Origin of the sequence: Brucella sp. HL-2 (assembly GCF_025846885.2) — a bacterium.
In the GTDB taxonomy this organism is placed as follows: domain Bacteria; phylum Pseudomonadota; class Alphaproteobacteria; order Rhizobiales; family Rhizobiaceae; genus Brucella; species Brucella quorumnocens.
Genome location: NZ_JAOYTK010000001.1, coordinates 399,822 through 420,224, shown reverse-complemented (window position 1 = coordinate 420,224; position 20,403 = coordinate 399,822). Strand labels below are relative to the sequence as shown.

The window sequence follows — 20,403 nt, the reverse complement described above, 5'->3', positions numbered from 1 at the left end:
GTAATAGATTGCGAAAATGCCTCGAGGGCGCGCTTCGCCCTTAAAAGATAAAAGACATCCGCATCTATTAAAAAACGCGGATGTCACATTGATACAGTCCTGCATCGATCAGCCGATTTTTAGGCCTGAGCCTCGGTTAAAACCGGAGGGTTTTCAATTGCATTGGGCGCATCATCATTTCCGAAAACGCGCCAATAGCGAGGACGAAAAGCGATGCGGCTTTTTTCCGAAGCCGGATGCTCGGCCGGTATCTCGATCTCAACGCGCTCGCGCGCACCGCCGATTTCAAGCTCTACACGGCGTTTGCCGCCAGACCTGCGGCTCGCAACTACCGTACCCGCAATGCAGCCGCCACAACCGTCAAGCAACTCGACATCGTGCGGACGGAAAAATAACCGCGCTTCACCGTCGGTGGCACCATCGACCGTCAGACCAATATTGCGGTCAGCCAGCCAGAGTTCGCCTTTCTCGATACGCACGGGCAGAGTGCTGGATTCACCAATGAAGCCGTAAACGAAAGGCGAATTGGGCGTATCATAAACCTCGTCAGGTGTACCAATCTGCTCAATACGACCCTGGCTCATCACCACCACTCGATCTGCGAGTTCAAGCGCTTCATCCTGATCGTGGGTGACGAACACCGTTGTATGGCCAGTTTTGTCGTGGATCTCACGGAGCCAACGGCGCAGTTCTTTGCGAACCTGCGCATCAAGCGCTCCAAATGGTTCATCGAGAAGTAGGACTTTGGGCTCGATAGCCATAGCGCGCGCAAGAGCCACGCGCTGGCGCTGGCCACCAGAAAGCTGTGATGGGTAACGGTTTTCAAGCCCTTTCAGCTGCACAAGATCGAGTAATTCAAGCGCGCGGCGTTTAATCTCGACAGTGGCAGGACGTGTGCTGCTCGGGCGAACCTTCAGGCCAAAACCGATATTCTCGGCAACCGTCATATGGCGAAACAGCGCATAATGCTGGAACACGAAACCGACGTTCCGCTCCTGCACACTCTTGTGCGAAGCATCCTCTTCACCAAAATAAATGGCACCTTCGGTTGGTTTTTCCAGCCCAGCAATCAGGCGCAGCAAAGTTGTCTTGCCTGAGCCCGACGGTCCAAGCAACGCAATCAATTCGCTCGAACGGATGTCCAGCGACACATTATGCAATGCCGGAAAGCGAGCAAACTCTTTACGCACACCGGCGACACGAACTTCCATTCCAAATCCTTTCCCCTACCGCCAATTGCTAAAACAAAGCCTGAGCGGTTTATTATCGTCTGTAAGTTAGTTGTTAATGCCCGTTACTACCAGCCAGTTCATCACCATAACGCAGCTCCAGAAATGCTTTTAGTGCCAAGGTCACGAGAGCAAGGAGCGCCAGCAGTGAAGCGACAGCAAAGGCTGCAACGAAATTATACTCATTATAGAGGATTTCGACGTGCAGCGGCATCGTATTGGTAAGACCACGGATATGGCCCGACACCACGGAAACCGCGCCAAACTCGCCCATCGCCCGCGCATTACAGAGCAAAACTCCGTAGAGAAGCCCCCATTTTATGTTGGGCAAAGTCACATAACGGAAGGTCTGCCAGCCATTTGCCCCCAACGAAATTGCAGCTTCTTCATCACCGCTTCCCTGTTCCTGCATGAGCGGAATGAGTTCACGCGCCACAAATGGGAATGACACAAAGAGCGTTGCCAACACAATACCGGGCACAGCAAAGAGTATCTGGATATTATGGCTCGATAGCCATGGTCCAAGCAGTCCATGGCTTGCGAACAGCAACACAAAAACAAGACCGGAAATAACCGGCGATATCGAAAATGGCAGGTCAATCAAGGTTGTCAGAACGGCTTTGCCTTTGAACTCGAACTTGGCAATTGCCCAAGCAGCGGCGACACCAAACACCAGATTGACGGGCACGGATATTGCCGCAACCAACAAGGTCAACCTGATCGCTGCCCAGGCGTCCGGCTCAACAAGTGCTGTAAGATACTCTTCCGTTCCCTTACGAAAGGCTTCGACAAAAACTGCGATTACCGGAAGAATGAGGAAGAGCGCCAGAAACACCAGCGCTACACCAATCAAAAGGAGCCGCGTCGGCAGGCTTTCCGTCACAGCGCTGCGCATCGAAGTTGTCATGTCATTCGCCATGGCCATACTTCTTTCTCGTCCAGGACTGGATCAGATTGATAAACAGCAACATGGCAAAGGAAAGTGCCAGCATCACGGTCGCAAGTGCGGTTGCACCGGCATAGTCATATTCTTCAAGCCTGATGACGATCAGTAAGGGCGCGATTTCCGATACATAAGGTGTGTTACCCGCAATGAAGATAACCGAGCCATATTCGCCAACTCCGCGTGCGAAAGCCAGTGCAAAGCCTGTGAGAATAGCAGGTTGCAGACTTGGCAGAAGCACCCGCCAGATTGTCTGGAAACGCGATGCGCCAAGTGTTGCTGCAGCTTCCTCAACTTCGCGGCTGATTTCTTCCATAATGGGCTGCACAGTGCGCACCACGAATGGCAAGCCGATGAAGATGAGTGCGACGACGATGCCAGCACGCGAGAAAGCGATCCGAATATTAAACGGAGCCAACAAGCTGCCGATCCAGCCATTGGGCGCATAGATCGAGGCCAGTGCGATACCGGCAACAGCCGTTGGAAGTGCAAACGGAATATCGACGATTGCGTCAATGAACCGACGCCCCGGAAAGCGATAGCGCACCAATACCCAGGCCAAGATCACGCCAAACACAACATTGACAAGTGCTGCAATGAAGGCTGTGCCAAAGCTCGTTTCAAGCGCTTTTATGGTGCGTTCGTCAGTGACGATACGCCAAAACCCCGACAGGCCGACATCGGTTGAGCGCAGCACGAGAGCCGCAAGCGGAATAAGAATAAGAAGGGTCAAATAGGCGACACTAAAACCGAGTGTCAGTCCGAAACCCGGAATGACACTCGGTTTTCTGAAATGCCACCCTGCTCTGACCGGTGCAGGGCGCGAAGACATCAATATTTGTTCCCTTTTATTGATCTTGCGTGTGACTGCGTCCTAGTGGGTCGAAATTAAACCACCAGCCGGATTATTTTGCGGGCTTGTATATCTGGTCGAATGTTCCACCATCGCCAAAGTGATAAGGCTGCGCCTTGGCCCATCCGCCAAAGATTGGATCATCGATCGTCACGAGCTGCAATTGTGGAAACTCGCGCTTCTGGTCAGCAGGTACGACGTCCGGCTTGGATGGACGGTAGAAATGCTTGGATGCAAGCGCCTGACCTTCCGGCGAATAGAGATATTCGAGATAGGCCTCGGCAACTTTGCGGGTGCCATTTTCATCGGCATTCTTGTCGACCAGCGCCACTGGTGGTTCTGCGAGGATGGATTGCGGTGGAACCACGATGTCAAAAGCATCTTCACCGAATTCAGCGATCGAAAGATAGGCCTCGTTTTCCCAAGCCAACAACACATCGCCAAGCTGGCGCTGCACAAAGGTCGTTGTCGAACCGCGTGCACCGGTATCAAGCACAGGCACGTGGCGGAACAATTCGCCGATATAATCCTTTATCTTAGCTTCATCGCCGCCATACTCCTTATAAGCCCACGCCCAAGCCGCCAGATAATTCCAGCGTGCACCGCCCGAGGTTTTCGGATTGGGGGTAATGACCTCGACACCGTCCTTTACCAGATCACCCCAATCCTTGATGGCCTTGGGATTGCCCTTGCGAACGAGGAAAACGATCGTGGAGGTATAGGGGGAGGAATTGTCCGGAAGACGTTTGCGCCAATCCTTGTCGATTTTCCCGGAATGTTCGACAATCGCGTCGATATCACTTTCCAGAGCAAGCGTCACGACATCAGCCTTAACGCCGTCAATGACCGAGCGTGCCTGTTTGCCCGATCCACCATGGGAAACGCGGATGGTCAGATTTTCGCCTGTCTGATCCTTCCAGTGTTTTGCAAAGGCCGCGTTGTAATCCTTGTACAGCTCACGCGTCGGATCATAGGACACATTCAGCAACGTCTGATCGGCATGGCTTGCCTGAATAGTTCCTGCCAGTGACGCCGTTGCCACAAAAGCTGCAAGCGTTAATGAGAATCTCGATATGTTGTTCGACATGTTCAGGGCCACCTCTCCGCGTTTCATTCATCAAACAGTATCAGAGGTCTGAGCTCACAGGATGCCACAAGGTTTCTCTTATTTGAAAGCAGTTCGGAAATTATGAGCAATCCTAATGGATTGTGAGGAATAAATTTCTACCTCCCTCCTCCAATACCTGGAAGGAAGGTAAGAATTATCAATGTTAAGATAGAAGAGATGCCGGTTCTAAAATTGGCAGTTCCCCGGAAAAGGTGGGACCCGGATTGGGATTGCGGGGGCAAATTTAGTCCGGGTCCCGGCCGATCTAACGACCAGCAGAGCTACAACGGATAAAGATGGATTAGGTTCCCGTACAAAATTGAAATTTTAAGACTCTTTTCTGCTACGCATTGCCAAACTGCTTGCGGCGAACAGAGTTTGATATTTGCAAAGACAACTATTGCCATATTAAGGCGCATCCCGAAAAGTGTGAAACGGTTTTCGGACAAAGATGCGCGTTAAAACAGATAATTAGAGCGCCGATCTGATCCAATCAGATCGAAACGCGCTCTAAGGCGTGAGGATAGCACCGACAGGCCAGATAACAGGTCGGGCGAAGGAGAAGTCGTTATGCAAAAAGGCCTATACAACACAGGTATCGCAACCGTCATGACAGTTCTCACGGCAAGCCCGGTTCTGGCGCAATCAATCAGCCGGGATTCCATTATTCGCATCGACTACGTCTGTGAACGCGGCGTTGTCGTGCCAGTCACCTACATTCATGCAGGTGAGGAACCAGCTTTCGCGGTCCTCGACGCTGAAGGCAAGATGGTCGCGCTGCAATGGCACGACGCTCTCAAAAAATATGTCGCCATGGATGAGCAAGACAGCTATCGCTGGGCTGAAAAAGACGGCAAAGCCATCTTAAGCCACCTCGAAGCCGACGATTCAGCCAAAGAGGCGACAATTCTCTCGTCCTGTCGCGCTGACGATAGTGAACAATAAAGCATTTCCGGCAAAAGCGGGAACCGCTTTTGCGTTCGGAAATGCGTAAAAATAAATAATCAGAGCGTTTCGAACGGTTCGGTTTTAACGAAACCGCTCCAATGATCAGGGGACGAGATAGTGCTTGTCCCACTGATCCTGCGGAACTTCATCACCAATATCATAGTCGAATGATACGACGTTGATGTGCTCGTCATCCGTCTTGCAAACGAAAGCGAGCTTATACCAATGCTCGCGGCTGCGAAACGCAGCACCTTCAGCCTGAATGCTGTTCTTTCCCGCTACTGGATCAGAAAAAGCATAGGCCAGAACCTTGTCGACCGAAAACTTTCTCTCGTCCCGGCTGATCCGCTCCATCGCCTCGACATCGCAGCGCTGTTCAAGACGCGTTGCAGGATCGAGCTTTTCAAGCTGAGCCTTTTCGAGCGCTGTCATAGCCATGGACGGCGCACTCACAGAAACGACGACCGACATAGTAATGAACGACAAAAGGTGAGCGACGAATGAATTCGGGATCAGAGCAGATAAAAATTTCATGAGATTTCGGGCAACTCGCTTCGCAAGAGATTTAAGAAAGAGGTTAGAGCATCCAGTTGAGATTGAATCGTTAGAACTGCTCTATCTATTTTTTTGCATTATTCGACACAAAACCGCTTCGCACTTTTGTTGGAAATTCTTTAATAACACACTCTTTGCGTCAGCTTGTCGACCATCACGGCAATTTTATCGGCCTTCATCCCCACAAGATCGCCCCGCGCTGTCAGGAAACATTCTCTTCAAACAAGGTGCGATCACGGCCCGCTTCTTTAGCAGCATAAAGTACCTTGTCGGCACGTTCCACTACTTGCCAGAGGTCATCCTGGTTTCGAAGCCTGACAACACCAAAGCTGCATGTAACGTTTGCGCCACTTGAGAGACGCGAAAATTCGCGTGCCTTGACGCTTTCCCGTATCTTCTCGACCAAGGCGAATGCGGCATCTGACGGCATGTCATTGAGATAAAGAATAAACTCCTCGCCGCCGGTACGTGCCGTCAAATCACCGCTCCTTAAATGCGACTGGAGAACATCGGCAAACTCTTTCAACACAACGTCGCCCGTTGCGTGACCATAAACATCGTTGATCGTTTTGAAGTAATCGATGTCACAGGCCACAACCCAACCCGAAACATTGCTGCGCCCCATAGCCAACATGCGCGTTTCCAGCCCACGTCGGTTGAGAAGCCCTGTGAGGGGATCGCTATCGCGCTCATTAACCAGCTCATTGAATCGATCAGCACTTGCTGCTGCAAACAACACCAGACCAGCAATAACCGCTGCAACGGCTGTCGAAAAAACTGTCCATTGCCAGAAAGGCGTGAAGGCAAAATCGACCGGCGTATCTTCACTGACAATGGAATGCGCAGTCAGCAGTGTGCGTGGAAAAAATTGTACCGCCACCAGAACCAGCATGCCCAGTATGAGCTTGTCAGCAGGAGAACCATGAACGAGGCCGCGCAGATACCAGACAATACCCAGAATCACACATGCAAGCCCCAGATTGAGAACATACACCCGGCCAAGCAGGCTTGGATGGGGATACAGAAAATAGATAACGCCACCCAGGACGAGCGTAAGACTTGCAGCGCAGAACCAGAGCGGCAAACTGAGGCCTGATCGGCGTAGAATCCCATGCCCGCCTGCCAAAGCCCCAAGCACGTAGACTGTGGCCGTCAACATCGTGTTCTGACCATCATCAGCGGGTATATCGACAAGCTGAGCAAGCATGGCCAAGCCAATGCAGAGAAAGCACAACGCGCACCACAAAAGATAGCGACGCAGTTGATCTGCAGCCCAGACAATGACGAAGGCCAGTGAAAACAGGAGCAGAACGGCTGGCAGTACATAGAGCATTTAATTATTATCTTATTTCAACTGTTGGAGAGTCTTATCGCCTTCCTTCATTAAAAACACAATTCAGTAAATTAGAATGGCCATCGAAACGCAGACTGTTCCGATGAAACGCTCTTGATTTCAAGTATCCGCCCGTGCTTGAAACCTGCAAACGCAATCGGCACTCTAGCTGTATGACCACTAGGCATTGAATAAGCGGTCAAACAGCAATTTGCCGCGAAAGGAAGAGATATGAAGCCCGTTTTCCTGCAACTGCAATGCACGCCTGGTAAGACTTATGAAGTTGCGGACACGCTCTTTCAGCGTGAGATCGTTTCGGAACTCTATTCGACGAGCGGCGAATATGACCTTCTCGCCAAAATCTATGTCGCTGAAGGTGACGATATCGGCAAGTTCATCAATGAAAACGTGCTGAACATTCCAAACATTGTGCGTTCGCTGACCACCCTCACATTTACCGCGTTTTAGAGCACGTTTGACTTGGCCGAATCCGATACACGCGTCTCGAGGTTGTAAATAGCCGAGCAGTAAAGATTTGATTCACCATTAGTCTATTATCCTGATCACTCAGGGAACCTCCCTGTGTCCTTGCGCATTGACTCTGTGATAGCCCGCCCAAATGGGCTTCACGAAAGATTAGATCGAAAGCGACACTGGAAAGAAGATGGATAATCTTGAACATAGGCGAGTACTGGTCGTAGAGGACGAAATTTTCGTCGCCCTCGACGTGGCCGCCACTGTAGAAGATGCCAACGGAACGGTTGTCGGTCCCGTGGGTACCGTAAGGCAGGCCATAGATATTATAAATAAACAGGATGTCGACGCAGCTATTCTCGACGTCAACTTGGCTGATGGCGATCTGGAACCCATTCTCGACAGGCTGAAAAGCCGGAACATCTTCGTAGTCATTCACACAGGCGGTGGATTGCCTGCGCATCTCGCGGCTCGCTATCCGGAAATGCCCGTTTTCCAGAAACCTGTTCCACCTTACGTGCTGACAAGAGCGTTGGCCTCAGCGCTTACACCCAACATGGCTCAAGGCGTCTGATGCGTCAAAGCTTCCCCGATTTTGCAACCGTGTTGAAAGAAGTTGAAGCGGATCGCGACAGCGATGATCAGTTACTGCGACCAACTGTTAATCTCGCGTCTGCAGTGTTTTCTGCCGGGTTCAATCCTGTTTCAAACGGGTCTTACACGACAGAAAGTATTGTTCCTCAATTTGATCTTCAAGACGTTGATAATGATCGGGACAAGCTTGAACGCGAAATGTGTGACCTGGCAAAGCGAATGGAAATCCAGTCGCAAGCATCCATTAGCAAGGAACTCAATCTGCGGCCTGAGATGAAACGGGCAGAACTTCAACGTCTGCGCCGCCTGTTCGCTGCGCAAAATCACCCTGACCGGTTGCCACAAGAGTTTCGCCTTGCCGCAGAACAACGCATGAAGACAGCCAATGCGCTGCTTGATAGCGCCATGGTAACGGCTGGAAGTTAAAGCTTCTCGTTTTCCGCCTATCTCATCCAGAATCCACGTCGCCGGTTTTGGGGTGCGCAGCCAATCAAAGAAATTTCGTTACGTTTGAGACGCTAAATCTTTTGCATTATATCAATACTATGCTAGATTGTTGTTGTCGGTGTCTGCGATTGCTATTGCACGCCTGAACTTTTCCGCTGAACGCAATGTCCTTAAAGGATCGCGCCCGGTGCAAGCGCTGGGGCAATTTGCGCTTTGCTCTGCGGGAATGGTTCTGCCATACCGGCATCACAGGTTAGCGCATCCCGAAAAATGTGAAGCAGTTTTCGGATAAGATGTGCATCACAAAGTAGAATAGAGCGCATTTCGACCCTATTTAAGGGGCGAGGTTCACTCTGAGATAGTCCTAAAAGGTTTGAAAATGCCTCCTTATCGTTCGCGTACTACCACCCACGGCCGCAATATGGCTGGCGCGCGCGGCCTATGGCGCGCCACCGGCATGAAGGATGAGGATTTTGGCAAGCCAATTATTGCTGTGGTGAACTCGTTCACCCAGTTTGTGCCAGGCCATGTGCACTTGAAAGACCTCGGCCAGCTCGTCGCGCGTGAAATCGAAGCGGCTGGCGGCGTTGCCAAGGAATTCAACACCATTGCGGTCGATGACGGCATCGCGATGGGCCATGACGGCATGCTCTATTCGCTGCCATCGCGCGAGCTCATCTCCGACTCAGTTGAATATATGGTCAATGCTCATTGCGCCGACGCGATGGTCTGCATTTCCAACTGCGACAAGATCACTCCCGGCATGCTGATGGCGGCACTGCGCCTCAATATCCCGGTCGTGTTCGTTTCCGGTGGCCCAATGGAAGCCGGCAAGGTCGTCTGGGACGACAAGGTCAAGAAACTCGACCTCGTGGATGCGATGGTTGCAGCAGCCGATGACAGTTACACCGACGATCAGGTCAAGCAGATCGAGCGTTCCGCTTGTCCGACCTGTGGCTCGTGTTCAGGCATGTTCACAGCAAACTCGATGAACTGCCTCACCGAAGCCCTCGGCCTCTCGTTGCCCGGCAATGGCTCGACGCTCGCAACCCATGCTGACCGCAAGCGCCTTTTTGTGGAAGCTGGTCATCTGATTGTCGATCTCGCTCGCCGTTATTATGAGCAGGACGATGAAAACGTACTGCCACGTTCGATTGCAAGCTTCCCGGCCTTTGAAAACGCCATGACGCTCGACATCGCCATGGGTGGCTCAACCAACACGGTTCTGCATCTGCTGGCTGCTGCACAGGAAGCCGAAATCGACTTCACGATGGCTGATATCGACCGTCTGTCGCGCCGCGTGCCGGTGCTCTGCAAGGTCGCACCCGCCAACAACACGGTTCACATGGAAGACGTGCATCGTGCAGGCGGCATTATGGGCATTCTCGGTCAGCTCGACAAAGCGGGCCTGATCAATACTGCGCTCCCGACCGTGCACAGCGAAACCATGGCCAAGGCGCTCGACCACTGGGACGTCACGCGCACAAAGAGCGAAATGGTGCACAAGTTCTATTCCGCAGCGCCTGGCGGTGTGCCGACACAGGTCGCCTTCTCACAGGATCGCCGCTTTGACAGCGTCGATGCCGACCGCGAAACAGGCGTTATCCGTTCCAAGGAACATGCTTTCAGTCAGGACGGCGGTCTGGCCGTGCTTTATGGCAATCTGGCCGAAGATGGCTGCATCGTGAAAACGGCAGGCGTGGACGATTCCATCCTGAAATTCTCCGGTCCTGCGCGTATCTTTGAAAGCCAGGACACGTCCGTCCTTGCAATTCTGAACGGCAAGATCAAGGCTGGTGACATTGTGCTGATCCGCTATGAAGGTCCGCGCGGCGGTCCGGGTATGCAGGAAATGCTCTATCCAACCAGCTATCTGAAGTCGAAGGGTCTGGGTAAGGCTTGCGCGCTGATCACCGATGGACGTTTCTCGGGTGGCTCTTCGGGCCTTTCGATTGGTCACGTTTCGCCGGAAGCAGCTGAAGGTGGCACGATCGGTCTGGTACGTGAAGGCGATATCATCGATATCGACATCCCGAACCGCAAGATCCATCTGGCCGTTGATGATGCAACGCTGGCCGAGCGCCGCGAAGAGCAGGAAGCAACGGGCTGGAAGCCTCTGGAAGAACGCAAGCGCAAGGTTTCGACCGCGCTGAAAGCCTATGCCTCCATGGCAACCAGTGCTGCCAAGGGCGCGGTGCGGAAGTTGCCGGATTGATCGGAGAGATTATTTAAGGCGGCGCGAGCCGCCTTTTTTATTGCAACCTTGAGTAACTCCCACGTTATACCATCAATCGGAGAATCACTTGATGGTGAGGGGTATAATTAGTGGTGCGAGAAAATTTTAAATCCAATAAGGCGCTTTTGTGCGCAGTATTCCTTATACCTTTTATAATGGGCGCTATGTCGTTTTATCTGGACGGCATACTTGGTCTGGGCGGAAATTTTCGGGAACTGACCGTCATCGCCCCCGCTATTGTAGTTCTCATGGCATCGCTTCAGGCACTTAATTCCGATGCACTGATTAACGGCCACACACTTCCCTCTCGGGGGCTGCTGTTCGTCGGCGCTTTGCTGCTTCCCCTCGCGCAGCTAGTTTATCTGTTACGCACACGCAAACCGTTGCGCGCCATCTGGCTGCTCATCCTGTTCTGGATAACATTGTCTCTGTCGCTCTTCGCGGGCGCAATCGCCTGTTTGATCGTCGTCCTGATTGTGAATCAATTCTGACGTCTCAACATCCAAACCAGACATGGCAATATCCCTGTTATCGGTTGCCAAGCGCGCCAGTCACCACAGGCATCAGATCATTCTTCACTGATTCCGGCGTGAACGGCCCGACATGCTTGTAGATAATCTTGCCATCTGGGCCGACGAGAAAAGTTTCGGGCACGCCATAGACGCCCCATTCAATGGCTGAGCGTCCGGCACGGTCGGCTCCGACTGCAGCGAATGGATTGCCGAGATCGCCCAGAAAGCGGCGCGCGTTTTCCGGCTGGTCCTTGTAATTGAGGCCGACCACGCGGATGCGTTCATCCTTGGCGATTTCCATCAGCAATGGATGTTCCTGACGGCAAGGTACGCACCACGACCCCCAAACATTGACCAGTGTGAGCTTACCGATAAAATCTTCGCTGTTGAGACCCGGCACAGGCGCACCATCGCGCAGCAAGCCTTCAACGGCTGGCAGATTTGTTTGCGGTGCCTGCTTGCCGATCAGGGCGGAGGGGATGGTCGTATTATCCTTGCCTGATAGGAGTTGCACGGCAAAGATTGCGGCCAACCCGACAAAGATCAGTAGCGGCAGCAGCGCCACCCATGTGCGCGATTTTTTGGCCGCATCGGTTTTCTGCACCGTCTCGGTCATTGCGCTGAACCTTTAGCCGAACGGCGGCGCACGCCCTGCGCCTCGAGCCGTTTCAGCTCATTCTTCAGCATACGCTGATCGATCAATATCCAGCCAATGGTGATGGCAAGTGCTCCTGCGGCAATGCCATAGGACGTTACAACAAAAGCCATGTGGCTCATTGAACTGCCTCCCCTTGGGTCTCGGTACGTTCTCTTTTCATACGGCTGCGGTCGGCATTGCGAGCCGCGAGCTTTTTCATCATGGCCACGCGACGGCGCCAGATTTCATTGCGCATCGCCATCATGTGCAGCGTGAGAAACAGCAGCGTGAAGCCAATCGCCATCACAAAAAGCGGACGCAGCATGGAGCCGTCAATGGTCGGGCCGTCCATGCGGAAGACAGAGGCTGGTTGGTGCAAAGTATTCCACCAGTCGACCGAGAATTTGATGATGGGGATATTGATGAAGCCGACCAGCGTCAGAACCGCAACAGACTTGGCGCTCTTGGTGGGATCATCCACGGCGCGCGACAAAGCGATAATGCCGAGATACATGAGAAACAGCACGAAAACGGAAGTCAGCCGTGCATCCCACACCCACCACGTTCCCCACATCGGCTTGCCCCAGAGCGAACCTGTGGCCAGCGCCAAAGCAGTGAACACTGCACCCAAGGGTGCGGCTGCGCGAATAGAAACATCGGCCAGCGGATGACGCCAGACCAATGTACCCAGCGATGAAATAGCCATAATTGAGTAACACATCATGGAAAGCCATGCGAAAGGCACATGAATATACATGATACGGACTGTAATGCCCTGCTGGTAATCCTCTGGCGACAGGAAAACCATATATAGCCCGACGGCTAGAAACAGGGCAGACAGAAGCCCAAGCCATGGCAAGACCCTGCCCGTAAAGGCCAGGAAGCGTGTGGGATTTGCCAGATCAAGCCAGCTTGTGGTTTTCGCGATGTCTTTCGTCATGCGCTATACTTAACCTCCCCCCGTATGCCGTTCAATTGACCGTAATCAACTGCGTCAATCCGCCAAACACTATAAGTTTGGAAAACCGGCTCCCGCTTTTCGGGATCACATTATATTTGAGCATTATCCTACGCAAAACCGCTTCACACTTTTGCTGGAAATGCTTTAGTCCGCCGAACTTTTTAATGAAGCTGCTGCAGCCAGCGGACCCAAAACCGCGAAAAACAAAGTGAGTGCACACAGAATAAGGAATGGTGCAAAAAAGGGGGCCACGGCATCAGTCGCGCCATAAGACGCAGATACGCCAAAAATCAGCACCGGAATGGTCAATGGCAGTACGATGACAGAAACCAGCAAACCACCGCGCGGCAAGGCTACGGCCAATGCCGCACCCACCGCTCCTATAAAGGCAATCGCCGGAGTACCGACCAGAAGTGTGAGTGCTGTCGCAGCCGTGGCGGTTGCATCCATGTTCATGAACAGCCCTAACATCGGCGAAGCAATCACCAGCGGCAATACGCTTGCCACCCAATGGGCCAGACATTTCACAAAAACGGTAAATGCCAGCATATGCCGATCAGCGCCAATCAACAGCAGATCAAGCGAACCATCCTCGCGATCGGCCTGAAACAGCCGGTCCAATCCCAGCAATGTTGCCAGCAATGCACCGATCCACAGCATGGCTGGGCCGATGCGCGACAGGAGATTGAGATCAGGACCGACGCCGAACGGCATCACCGAGATCACAGCGAGGAAGAACAAAATTCCAATCAGCGCCCCGCCTCCGGCACGGAAACTGAGGCGCATATCTCGGATAAAAAGCGCCAGCATCACACGCCCTCAAGCGAATAGTCGGCCATATCGAGCGACTTGACGCCAATGTTTCTTTCAAACGCAGTTTCAGACGCGAAACCAGCTCCTGAAATGGTGTCTAAGCCCAACGGGATATGCGTGGCGGCAATAACCAGTCCGCCGTCTTGCATATGTCCACGCATGAGTCCTGCAAAGCGCGCCTCTGATGCTTTGTCGAGCCCAGCAGTCGGCTCATCGACAATCCACAACGGGCGATGACTGACCAGCAGCTTGGCAATTGAAACGCGCCGCTTCTGTCCCGTGGAAAGATAACCGAAAGGCAAATGCTCGACGCCAGGCAAATCAACTGCCTCAAGCGCCTCGTCAATACCAAGGCGTGGCTCGCCATTGAACTTTTGCCAGAACAACAGATTCTCGCGCACACTCAAGGCAGGTTTCATGGCATTCTGATGGCCGAGATAGTGGCAAGCCGCGCGAACAGGAAGCGCGGTTCCTTCATCAAACAACGTAACCGTACCTTCTTCCAACGCAAGAAGACCGCATATGATTCGGAGCATTGTTGATTTGCCAGAGCCGTTCGGACCTGTGACCACCAGCGCTTCGCCGGAAGACAATTCGAAGGAAAGGGCAGAGAAGATCGTCTCGCCGCCGCGCTCACCCGCCAGATTTTCGGCCTCAAGCCGCATTTTCTCTCCTTAGAGCGCCAGGCGCTCTGCAAGGCGCACAAAGGGTCGCTCTAACAGTTAAACTTGCTGCATATTTTTATCTTAAACTGATTCAAGTTTAAGAAATTATGCAATAGGCGCGTCCAGCTCGGGCTAAACACGAGGATCGCAACATTTCGCCGCAAGGGAGCAAATTCACGATATTCTGTCTGGAATCGTTTTAGGAAACTCTCTATATGAGGGCTACCATGCCAGCGGTCGGTGTGGAAACGAATTTTGGCCGATCTCAAAGACTTGGGGCCCGTGAGGGCACAGGTTTCGGGACGGACAGCGGAAATGACTGCACCCGCACCTTTAGCGCGTCCTTGAAACGCAGCAGAGGCGTTCGTCCTGGTTTTCCGGCCAGTAGCATGAAGGACGAACGCAGTGTCACACATTGACAGCTTTAAATGCCGCAAAACCCTTACCGTCGCCGGTAAGGAATATGTTTATTACAGCCTGACCGAAGCCGAAAAGAACGGCCTCGAAGGCATCTCCAAGCTCCCGTTCTCCATGAAGGTTCTGCTCGAGAACCTGCTCCGCTTCGAAGATGACCGCTCGGTCAAGAAGTCGGACATCGAAGCCGTTGCCAAGTGGCTGAATGATCGTGGCTCGGCAGGCGCGGAAATCGCCTACCGCCCGGCACGCGTACTCATGCAGGACTTCACCGGCGTTCCCGCCGTTGTCGATCTGGCAGCCATGCGCGACGGCCTGAAGAACCTCGGCGGCGATCCGGAAAAGATTAACCCGCTGGTTCCCGTTGACCTCGTCATCGACCACTCAGTCATCGTCGATGAATTTGGTAATCCGCAGGCTTTCAAGGCCAATGTGGACCTCGAATATCAGCGCAATGGCGAACGTTACCGCTTCCTCAAGTGGGGGCAGCAGGCGTTCAAGAACTTCCGCGTTGTTCCTCCGGGCACAGGCATCTGCCATCAGGTGAACCTCGAATATCTGGCACAGGCCGTATGGACCAAGGAAGAAGACGGCGTGACCGTTGCCTATCCTGACACCTGCGTTGGTACAGACAGCCACACAACCATGGTCAACGGCCTTGGCGTTCTGGGCTGGGGTGTTGGCGGTATTGAAGCTGAAGCCTCGATGCTGGGTCAGCCTGTTTCCATGCTGCTGCCGGAAGTTATCGGCTTCCGCCTGACCGGCAAGGTCAAGGAAGGCGTGACAGCAACCGATCTCGTGCTCACCGTTACACAGATGCTGCGCAAAAAAGGCGTGGTTGGTAAGTTCGTTGAGTTCTTTGGTCCGGGTCTCGACAATATGACCCTTGCCGATCGCGCAACCATTGCGAACATGGGCCCTGAATATGGCGCGACCTGTGGTTTCTTCCCGATCGACAAAGAAACGCTGAACTACATGAACACGACCGGTCGCGAAGAAGACCGCATCGCGCTCGTTGAGGCTTATTCGCGTGCACAGGGCATGTGGCGTGAAGCAGACAGCCCTGATCCGGTATTCACGGATATTATCGAACTGGATATGAGTGAAGTCGTTCCGTCGATGGCTGGTCCAAAACGGCCAGAAGGCCGTATTGCGCTGGAAAACATCGGATCGGGCTTCGCAACCTCACTTGAAACCGAATACAAGAAGACCACCGGCCAGACTGCGCGTTACGCTGTTGAAGGTGAAGATTTCGATCTCGGTCATGGCGATGTGGCAATTGCCGCAATCACCTCCTGCACCAACACCTCCAACCCAAGCGTGCTGATTGCTGCTGGTCTTCTGGCCCGCAACGCAGTTGCCAAGGGCCTCAAGACCAAGCCTTGGGTCAAGACCTCGCTTGCTCCCGGCTCTCAGGTGGTTGCCGCTTATCTTGAATCCGCTGGACTCCAGAAGGATTTGGATGCGCTTGGCTTCAACCTCGTCGGCTTCGGCTGCACGACTTGCATCGGTAACTCCGGTCCATTGCCTGCACCGATCTCCAAGACGATCAACGAAAAGGGCCTGATCGCGGCTGCCGTTCTGTCCGGCAACCGTAACTTCGAAGGCCGCGTTTCGCCGGACGTGCAAGCAAACTACCTTGCTTCGCCGCCGCTCGTCGTTGCTCACGCTCTTGCCGGTACGGTCACCAAGGACCTGACCAAGGAGCCACTTGGTGAAGATCAGGACGGCAACCCGGTATTCCTGCGTGATATCTGGCCTTCGTCAGTTGAAATCCAGGAATTCATCGCCAAGAACGTTACCCGCAAAATCTTCTCCGAGAAGTATGCGGACGTGTTCAAGGGCGACGAAAACTGGCAGGCCGTTCAGGTTCCTGCTGGCCAGACCTATGCATGGGACGACAACTCGACCTATGTACAGAACCCACCTTACTTCGTGGGAATGGGCAAGTCGGCAGGTCAGATCGGCGACGTCAAGGGTGCACGCATCCTCGGCCTCTTCGGCGACAAGATCACCACCGACCACATCTCGCCTGCCGGTTCGATCAAGGCACAGTCGCCTGCCGGCAAATACCTCATCGACCATGGCGTCGGTATTGCCGACTTCAACCAGTACGGCACACGTCGCGGCAACCACGAAGTGATGATGCGCGGCACCTTCGCCAACATCCGTATTCGCAACCACATGCTGGGCGAAAATGGTCGTGAAGGCGGCTACACCATCCATTACCCGTCGAAGGAAGAAACCTCGATCTACGACGCGGCCATGGAGTATAAGGCAGAAGGTGTGCCACTCGTCGTCTTCGCGGGCGTCGAATATGGCAACGGCTCGTCGCGTGACTGGGCTGCAAAGGGCACCAACCTGCTCGGCGTCAAGGCCGTGATCGCACAGTCGTTTGAGCGTATCCACCGCTCCAACCTCGTTGGCATGGGTATTGTGCCTTTCGTCTTCGAAGAAGGCACAAGCTGGCAGACACTGGGTCTGAAGGGCGACGAAATCGTCTCCATCGAAGGCCTTGCCGATGTACGCCCACGTCAGAAGGTCGACGCTTCGATCACCTATGCCGATGGTACAGTGAAGAAGGTTCCGCTCATCTGCCGTATCGATACGTTGGACGAGCTCGACTACATGAAGAACGGCGGCATTCTGCAGACCGTTTTGCGCGATCTCGCTGCTTAATCAGCGATGCGCTTCAAACTAAAAGCCGCCGGAGCAATTCGGCGGCTTTTTCTATCTTATTGGCCTGAACGGATCATTTCGCGGATTTTGACGGCCTTTTCGAAATGATCGAGAGTGTGGATCTTTATCCACCACTCAGCGGCTTCCATAAGAAGCTCTGGCTCCGTGTTTTTGTTGGCGAAGAATGCATAGAACGAAATGCCGACCGTATCGCCCTTCTTCGCAATCTTCTCATCGCAGATGGCAATGCCCTTTTCTCTCAAACTCGGTCTCATTCTCAATCTGCCTATTATTAAAGCGCGACGCTGCACATATACCCAAAGAGCCAACTGCCGCTTATGGGAGACATATCTTAGAGAGTGTCGCGCTTAATCGCACCCATGGCGCTCGCTCTAGATTGTTTTAATTGTCGCATGTTCGCGGGAGCTCAAATGAATCCATTTGAGCGCGACATGCTTTAGTGAGGTAAAAGAAACACACTGTATGCAAATCTCACTGCAACGTGAATTCCTATTGATCGTCGTAGTTCCTACATAATAGATGTCAGCGTCAATTATTGTAGGATGAACCCAAAGTGACCTTCCATTACCCCTTCCATGGGACACATACATGGCTTTCCGGCGACTATGTTCCCGGCTTGCGCGGTGTTTGTGCTGCATTGGGGCTGGCATTCACCGGTTGCCTATCAATGCAGGGCGTAGCGAAAGCTCAGGATAGCAGCACGCGAACATCTGTTCTCGAACTCTATACCAGCCAAGGCTGTAAATCCTGTCCGCAGGCTGACAAGAATTTGGCGAAATATGCCGACGACGCCAATGTCCTGGCTCTATCGTTCCACGTTAATTACTGGGATTACATGGGCTGGCGTGACACGCTCGCCTCACAGGACAATACAGACCGCCAGAACGCCTATCGCAATTCTTTCAATGCCAAGATGGTCTATACGCCTCAGGCGGTCGTCAATGGCTCATCGGAAATGAATGGTGGCGATGCTGAGATCGTGAAGCAACATCTCGATGCGAGCAAGCTCAACGTACCTGTTTCGATCAAAAAGCTGGATGATGGGCGCTTGTCGATTGAGATTGCGGCCGGCGAAAAACCAAAGAAACCCGTGCATGTCGTTATGTTCTACCTGCGCGATTCGGTTACCATTCCGATCGACAAAGGTGAGAACGCCGGACAGTCCGTTACCTATCGTAATACGGTGTCGGACATCAATACGATTGGCATGTGGGATGGCCAGGCTTTGAAAATCGAGCTGCCAGCTTCCGAGCTGACCCGGAAGGATGTGACCGGCTGCGCTGTGGTTTTGCAGCAAAGTAACAGTGACAAAGCGCTCGGTCCAATTCTGGGTGCCGCAATATTCAAGCAGAAAGTTCCGCTCGGGCTTTAGGAGCCGTTTCGGAAGCGATCCTTAAACACAGCAACATCTAAGCCCGTTATGGCTGATACTTTATCATTTGCGGGAATGTTGCATCTGTCTGAGTGGCTAGAGCGCCGTGCGCCTTCTTGGGCGCACAAAGGTCGCTCTAACACTCTATATTTACAGCATAATTTTACCTTAAACTGATTCAAGTTTAAGGAATTATGCTGTAGGCCAATGAAGGTTGGTTCGGCTCGGGCAGTCCTTTGGGCGGGGGGCTTGGGGTCGGACATACCCGAACCGAACCGTCTCAGGCAACATGGTGATGCTGACGTCATAATCAGGCCGGAATGCGAAGTTGACAAGGCCAAAATGTGGCTGGCGATCACCATTGAGAACAGCTTTTCTCTTTTCGTGAACAGCTAATATACAACAAATTGGGGGTCCGTTTTTGTCGATCAGCTCATAGAAAGCCGACCGTATCAGCGCTTGATCTTGCAATCATTTTACAAAAGCATCACCTTACCGTCATGAGCTGATTTGATCGGAGCTCCTGCATTCCCTTTACGATCACCTTGGCATTCCTCACACTCATGGCACTCCTGACGGTGAAAGGAAGAAAATGGATATACCAAGCGCTGCGAATGAAGATAAGTCTTCGCATTCGCCCTCTCATCCATCGGCGACGCCAAAAATTGTCCCTTTAGCGCAATCACGTCCGCCTGCTCCCACCGTAAGCTTTGACAGACACGAACTTGGTAAAATCCTGAACATATTTATGGACGCATGGTCGCCACAGGTGCGTGGCGCGACTATGCGATTGACCATCTGGCCGATAGGGCAGTGTTCTCGATCTTCCGACGAGCAAGCGAGGTTCCACTGTTTCGCGTGGAGAAAAATCCCAAGCTAGCACAGAAGCAGGGTGCTTATTCGGTCATCGCTGCAAGTGGCCTCATCATGAAGCGCGGACACGAGCTCGAACGCGTGCTTCGTGTCTTCGATAAAAACCTCAAGCTGGTCGATAATTGATCAGCTAAGAGGAACCTTACCCGGATCAACTGTGCAGCCGCCGTTGAGCGACAATTGCATGAGAACAGTATCGAGCCAGCGTCCATGCTTGAAGCCCGAACCCTGAATACGTCCGCTATGGATAAAGCCGAGGCTCTCATGCAGCTTCACCGATCCGATATTGTGCTCGCCATCACCAATCACGGCCAGAAGCTGTCTGAAGCCTAAGGCGGTCGCGCGCTTAATAAGCTCGCCAAGCAGCAGCTTACCGATACCCTTCCCTTTCGCATCCGGGGCGATATAGATCGAGTCTTCTGCAAGCCAGCGATAGGCAGGCCGGGTACGGAAATAGCTGATATAGGCATAGCCCAGCACCAGCCCATTTTCTTGCGCAACAAGAATTGGAAAGCCTTGCTCGGCAAACACGTCGAAGCGAGTTTTCATAGCTTCGACAGTGGGCGCTTCGATCTCATAAGAACCAGAACCGTTCAACACTGCCTCGGTGTAGATCGCAGTAATGGCATCAATATCGGTGGGCTGAAAATCGCGGATATGGAGCATGTCTTAAGCCAGAGGTCAGATTCAGATTACTCCTTCAACATGCCTTGAAGACGCTCAATTGAAAAGCAAA

The 20,403-nt window shown here is 52.9% G+C and carries 21 protein-coding genes and 1 pseudogene; 9 read left to right on the top strand and 13 right to left on the bottom strand.

Features of this window, described 5'->3' with window-relative positions:
- Window positions 1-119: 119 nt before the first annotated feature.
- From OIV19_RS02040 to OIV19_RS02025, 4 genes are all read right to left on the bottom strand, one after another.
- Window positions 120-1,211 carry a sulfate/molybdate ABC transporter ATP-binding protein gene (locus OIV19_RS02040; RefSeq protein ID WP_095445873.1) on the bottom strand — a complete coding sequence of 364 codons (1,092 nt, stop codon included), beginning with the start codon at window positions 1,209-1,211 and terminating at the stop codon, window positions 120-122.
- A gap of 73 nt (window positions 1,212-1,284) precedes the next feature.
- On the bottom strand, window positions 1,285-2,136 hold the full coding sequence (gene cysW / locus OIV19_RS02035; RefSeq protein WP_498831024.1) for a sulfate ABC transporter permease subunit CysW: 852 nt from the start codon (window positions 2,134-2,136) through the stop codon (window positions 1,285-1,287).
- Between the two features lies 1 nt (window position 2,137).
- Window positions 2,138-3,004, bottom strand: coding sequence for a sulfate ABC transporter permease subunit CysT (gene cysT / locus OIV19_RS02030; RefSeq protein WP_095445872.1), 867 nt, complete (start codon window positions 3,002-3,004; stop codon window positions 2,138-2,140).
- 73 nt (window positions 3,005-3,077) lie between these two features.
- On the bottom strand, window positions 3,078-4,112 hold the full coding sequence (locus tag OIV19_RS02025; protein WP_095445871.1) for a sulfate ABC transporter substrate-binding protein: 1,035 nt from the start codon (window positions 4,110-4,112) through the stop codon (window positions 3,078-3,080).
- A gap of 591 nt (window positions 4,113-4,703) precedes the next feature.
- On the opposite strand from OIV19_RS02025, the gene OIV19_RS02020 reads away from it, so the two are divergent.
- Window positions 4,704-5,078: a lysozyme inhibitor gene (locus OIV19_RS02020; protein ID WP_280523392.1), complete on the top strand. Its 375-nt coding sequence runs from the start codon at window positions 4,704-4,706 to the stop codon at window positions 5,076-5,078.
- A gap of 105 nt (window positions 5,079-5,183) precedes the next feature.
- On the opposite strand, the gene OIV19_RS02015 is transcribed toward OIV19_RS02020, so the two are convergent.
- Window positions 5,184-5,615 carry a DUF930 domain-containing protein gene (locus OIV19_RS02015; protein WP_095445870.1) on the bottom strand — a complete coding sequence of 144 codons (432 nt, stop codon included), beginning with the start codon at window positions 5,613-5,615 and terminating at the stop codon, window positions 5,184-5,186.
- Window positions 5,616-5,838: 223 nt separating this feature from the next.
- Entirely contained in the window at window positions 5,839-6,969 is a 1,131-nt protein-coding gene (locus tag OIV19_RS02010) for a GGDEF domain-containing protein (RefSeq protein ID WP_264230525.1), read from the bottom strand.
- 231 nt (window positions 6,970-7,200) lie between these two features.
- Here OIV19_RS02010 and OIV19_RS02005 point away from each other — a divergent pair, with 231 nt between their 5' ends.
- The 5 genes from OIV19_RS02005 to OIV19_RS01985 all read left to right on the top strand — a co-directional run bounded on the left by OIV19_RS02005 (window position 7,201) and on the right by OIV19_RS01985 (window position 11,211).
- Entirely contained in the window at window positions 7,201-7,437 is a 237-nt protein-coding gene (locus OIV19_RS02005) for an Lrp/AsnC ligand binding domain-containing protein (RefSeq protein WP_024898218.1), read from the top strand.
- A 196-nt stretch (window positions 7,438-7,633) separates the two neighbouring features.
- Window positions 7,634-8,017 carry a response regulator gene (locus OIV19_RS02000; RefSeq protein WP_095445868.1) on the top strand — a complete coding sequence of 128 codons (384 nt, stop codon included), beginning with the start codon at window positions 7,634-7,636 and terminating at the stop codon, window positions 8,015-8,017.
- Window positions 8,017-8,463 (top strand): hypothetical protein, encoded by a 447-nt coding sequence (locus OIV19_RS01995; protein ID WP_095445867.1) that lies wholly within the window; start codon window positions 8,017-8,019, stop codon window positions 8,461-8,463. Before OIV19_RS02000 ends, OIV19_RS01995 begins: the two co-directional genes overlap by 1 nt.
- A gap of 400 nt (window positions 8,464-8,863) precedes the next feature.
- Entirely contained in the window at window positions 8,864-10,699 is a 1,836-nt protein-coding gene (gene ilvD / locus OIV19_RS01990) for a dihydroxy-acid dehydratase (protein WP_264230524.1), read from the top strand.
- A gap of 185 nt (window positions 10,700-10,884) precedes the next feature.
- Window positions 10,885-11,211 carry a hypothetical protein gene (locus tag OIV19_RS01985; RefSeq protein ID WP_264230523.1) on the top strand — a complete coding sequence of 109 codons (327 nt, stop codon included), beginning with the start codon at window positions 10,885-10,887 and terminating at the stop codon, window positions 11,209-11,211.
- A 37-nt stretch (window positions 11,212-11,248) separates the two neighbouring features.
- Here the strand turns inward: OIV19_RS01985 and OIV19_RS01980 are convergent, their stop codons facing one another.
- The 5 genes from OIV19_RS01980 to ccmA all read right to left on the bottom strand — a co-directional run bounded on the left by OIV19_RS01980 (window position 11,249) and on the right by ccmA (window position 14,308).
- Window positions 11,249-11,848: a DsbE family thiol:disulfide interchange protein gene (locus tag OIV19_RS01980; protein WP_264230522.1), complete on the bottom strand. Its 600-nt coding sequence runs from the start codon at window positions 11,846-11,848 to the stop codon at window positions 11,249-11,251.
- A complete protein-coding gene (gene ccmD, locus OIV19_RS01975) occupies window positions 11,845-12,009 on the bottom strand; it encodes a heme exporter protein CcmD (protein ID WP_095445863.1) in 165 nt (54 codons plus the stop codon). The genes OIV19_RS01980 and ccmD overlap by 4 nt, the downstream gene beginning before the upstream one ends.
- On the bottom strand, window positions 12,006-12,809 hold the full coding sequence (locus OIV19_RS01970) for a heme ABC transporter permease (RefSeq protein WP_264230521.1): 804 nt from the start codon (window positions 12,807-12,809) through the stop codon (window positions 12,006-12,008). The genes ccmD and OIV19_RS01970 overlap by 4 nt, the downstream gene beginning before the upstream one ends.
- 165 nt (window positions 12,810-12,974) lie before the next feature.
- Window positions 12,975-13,640: a heme exporter protein CcmB gene (gene ccmB / locus OIV19_RS01965; protein WP_094578708.1), complete on the bottom strand. Its 666-nt coding sequence runs from the start codon at window positions 13,638-13,640 to the stop codon at window positions 12,975-12,977.
- A complete protein-coding gene (ccmA, locus tag OIV19_RS01960) occupies window positions 13,640-14,308 on the bottom strand; it encodes a heme ABC exporter ATP-binding protein CcmA (protein ID WP_264230520.1) in 669 nt (222 codons plus the stop codon). The genes ccmB and ccmA overlap by 1 nt, the downstream gene beginning before the upstream one ends.
- Window positions 14,309-14,713: 405 nt before the next feature.
- Between ccmA and acnA the strand changes: the two genes are divergently transcribed.
- The gene (gene acnA / locus OIV19_RS01955; RefSeq protein ID WP_264230519.1) at window positions 14,714-17,401 is read left to right on the top strand and encodes an aconitate hydratase AcnA; all 2,688 of its coding nucleotides are present in this window, start codon (window positions 14,714-14,716) and stop codon (window positions 17,399-17,401) included.
- 56 nt (window positions 17,402-17,457) lie between these two features.
- Here the strand turns inward: acnA and OIV19_RS01950 are convergent, their stop codons facing one another.
- Window positions 17,458-17,676, bottom strand: coding sequence for a DUF6500 family protein (locus OIV19_RS01950; RefSeq protein WP_264230518.1), 219 nt, complete (start codon window positions 17,674-17,676; stop codon window positions 17,458-17,460).
- A gap of 383 nt (window positions 17,677-18,059) precedes the next feature.
- Between OIV19_RS01950 and OIV19_RS01945 the strand changes: the two genes are divergently transcribed.
- Complete coding sequence (locus tag OIV19_RS01945; RefSeq protein ID WP_095447823.1) at window positions 18,060-18,794, top strand: DUF1223 domain-containing protein; 735 nt, start codon at window positions 18,060-18,062, stop codon at window positions 18,792-18,794.
- Window positions 18,795-19,386: 592 nt separating this feature from the next.
- A pseudogene (locus OIV19_RS01940) lies at window positions 19,387-19,793 on the top strand (DUF2794 domain-containing protein).
- On the opposite strand, the gene OIV19_RS01935 reads toward OIV19_RS01940, so the two are convergent.
- Complete coding sequence (locus OIV19_RS01935; RefSeq protein WP_095445856.1) at window positions 19,794-20,333, bottom strand: GNAT family N-acetyltransferase; 540 nt, start codon at window positions 20,331-20,333, stop codon at window positions 19,794-19,796. It abuts the pseudogene before it with no gap.
- Between the last annotated feature and the right edge of the window lie 70 nt (window positions 20,334-20,403).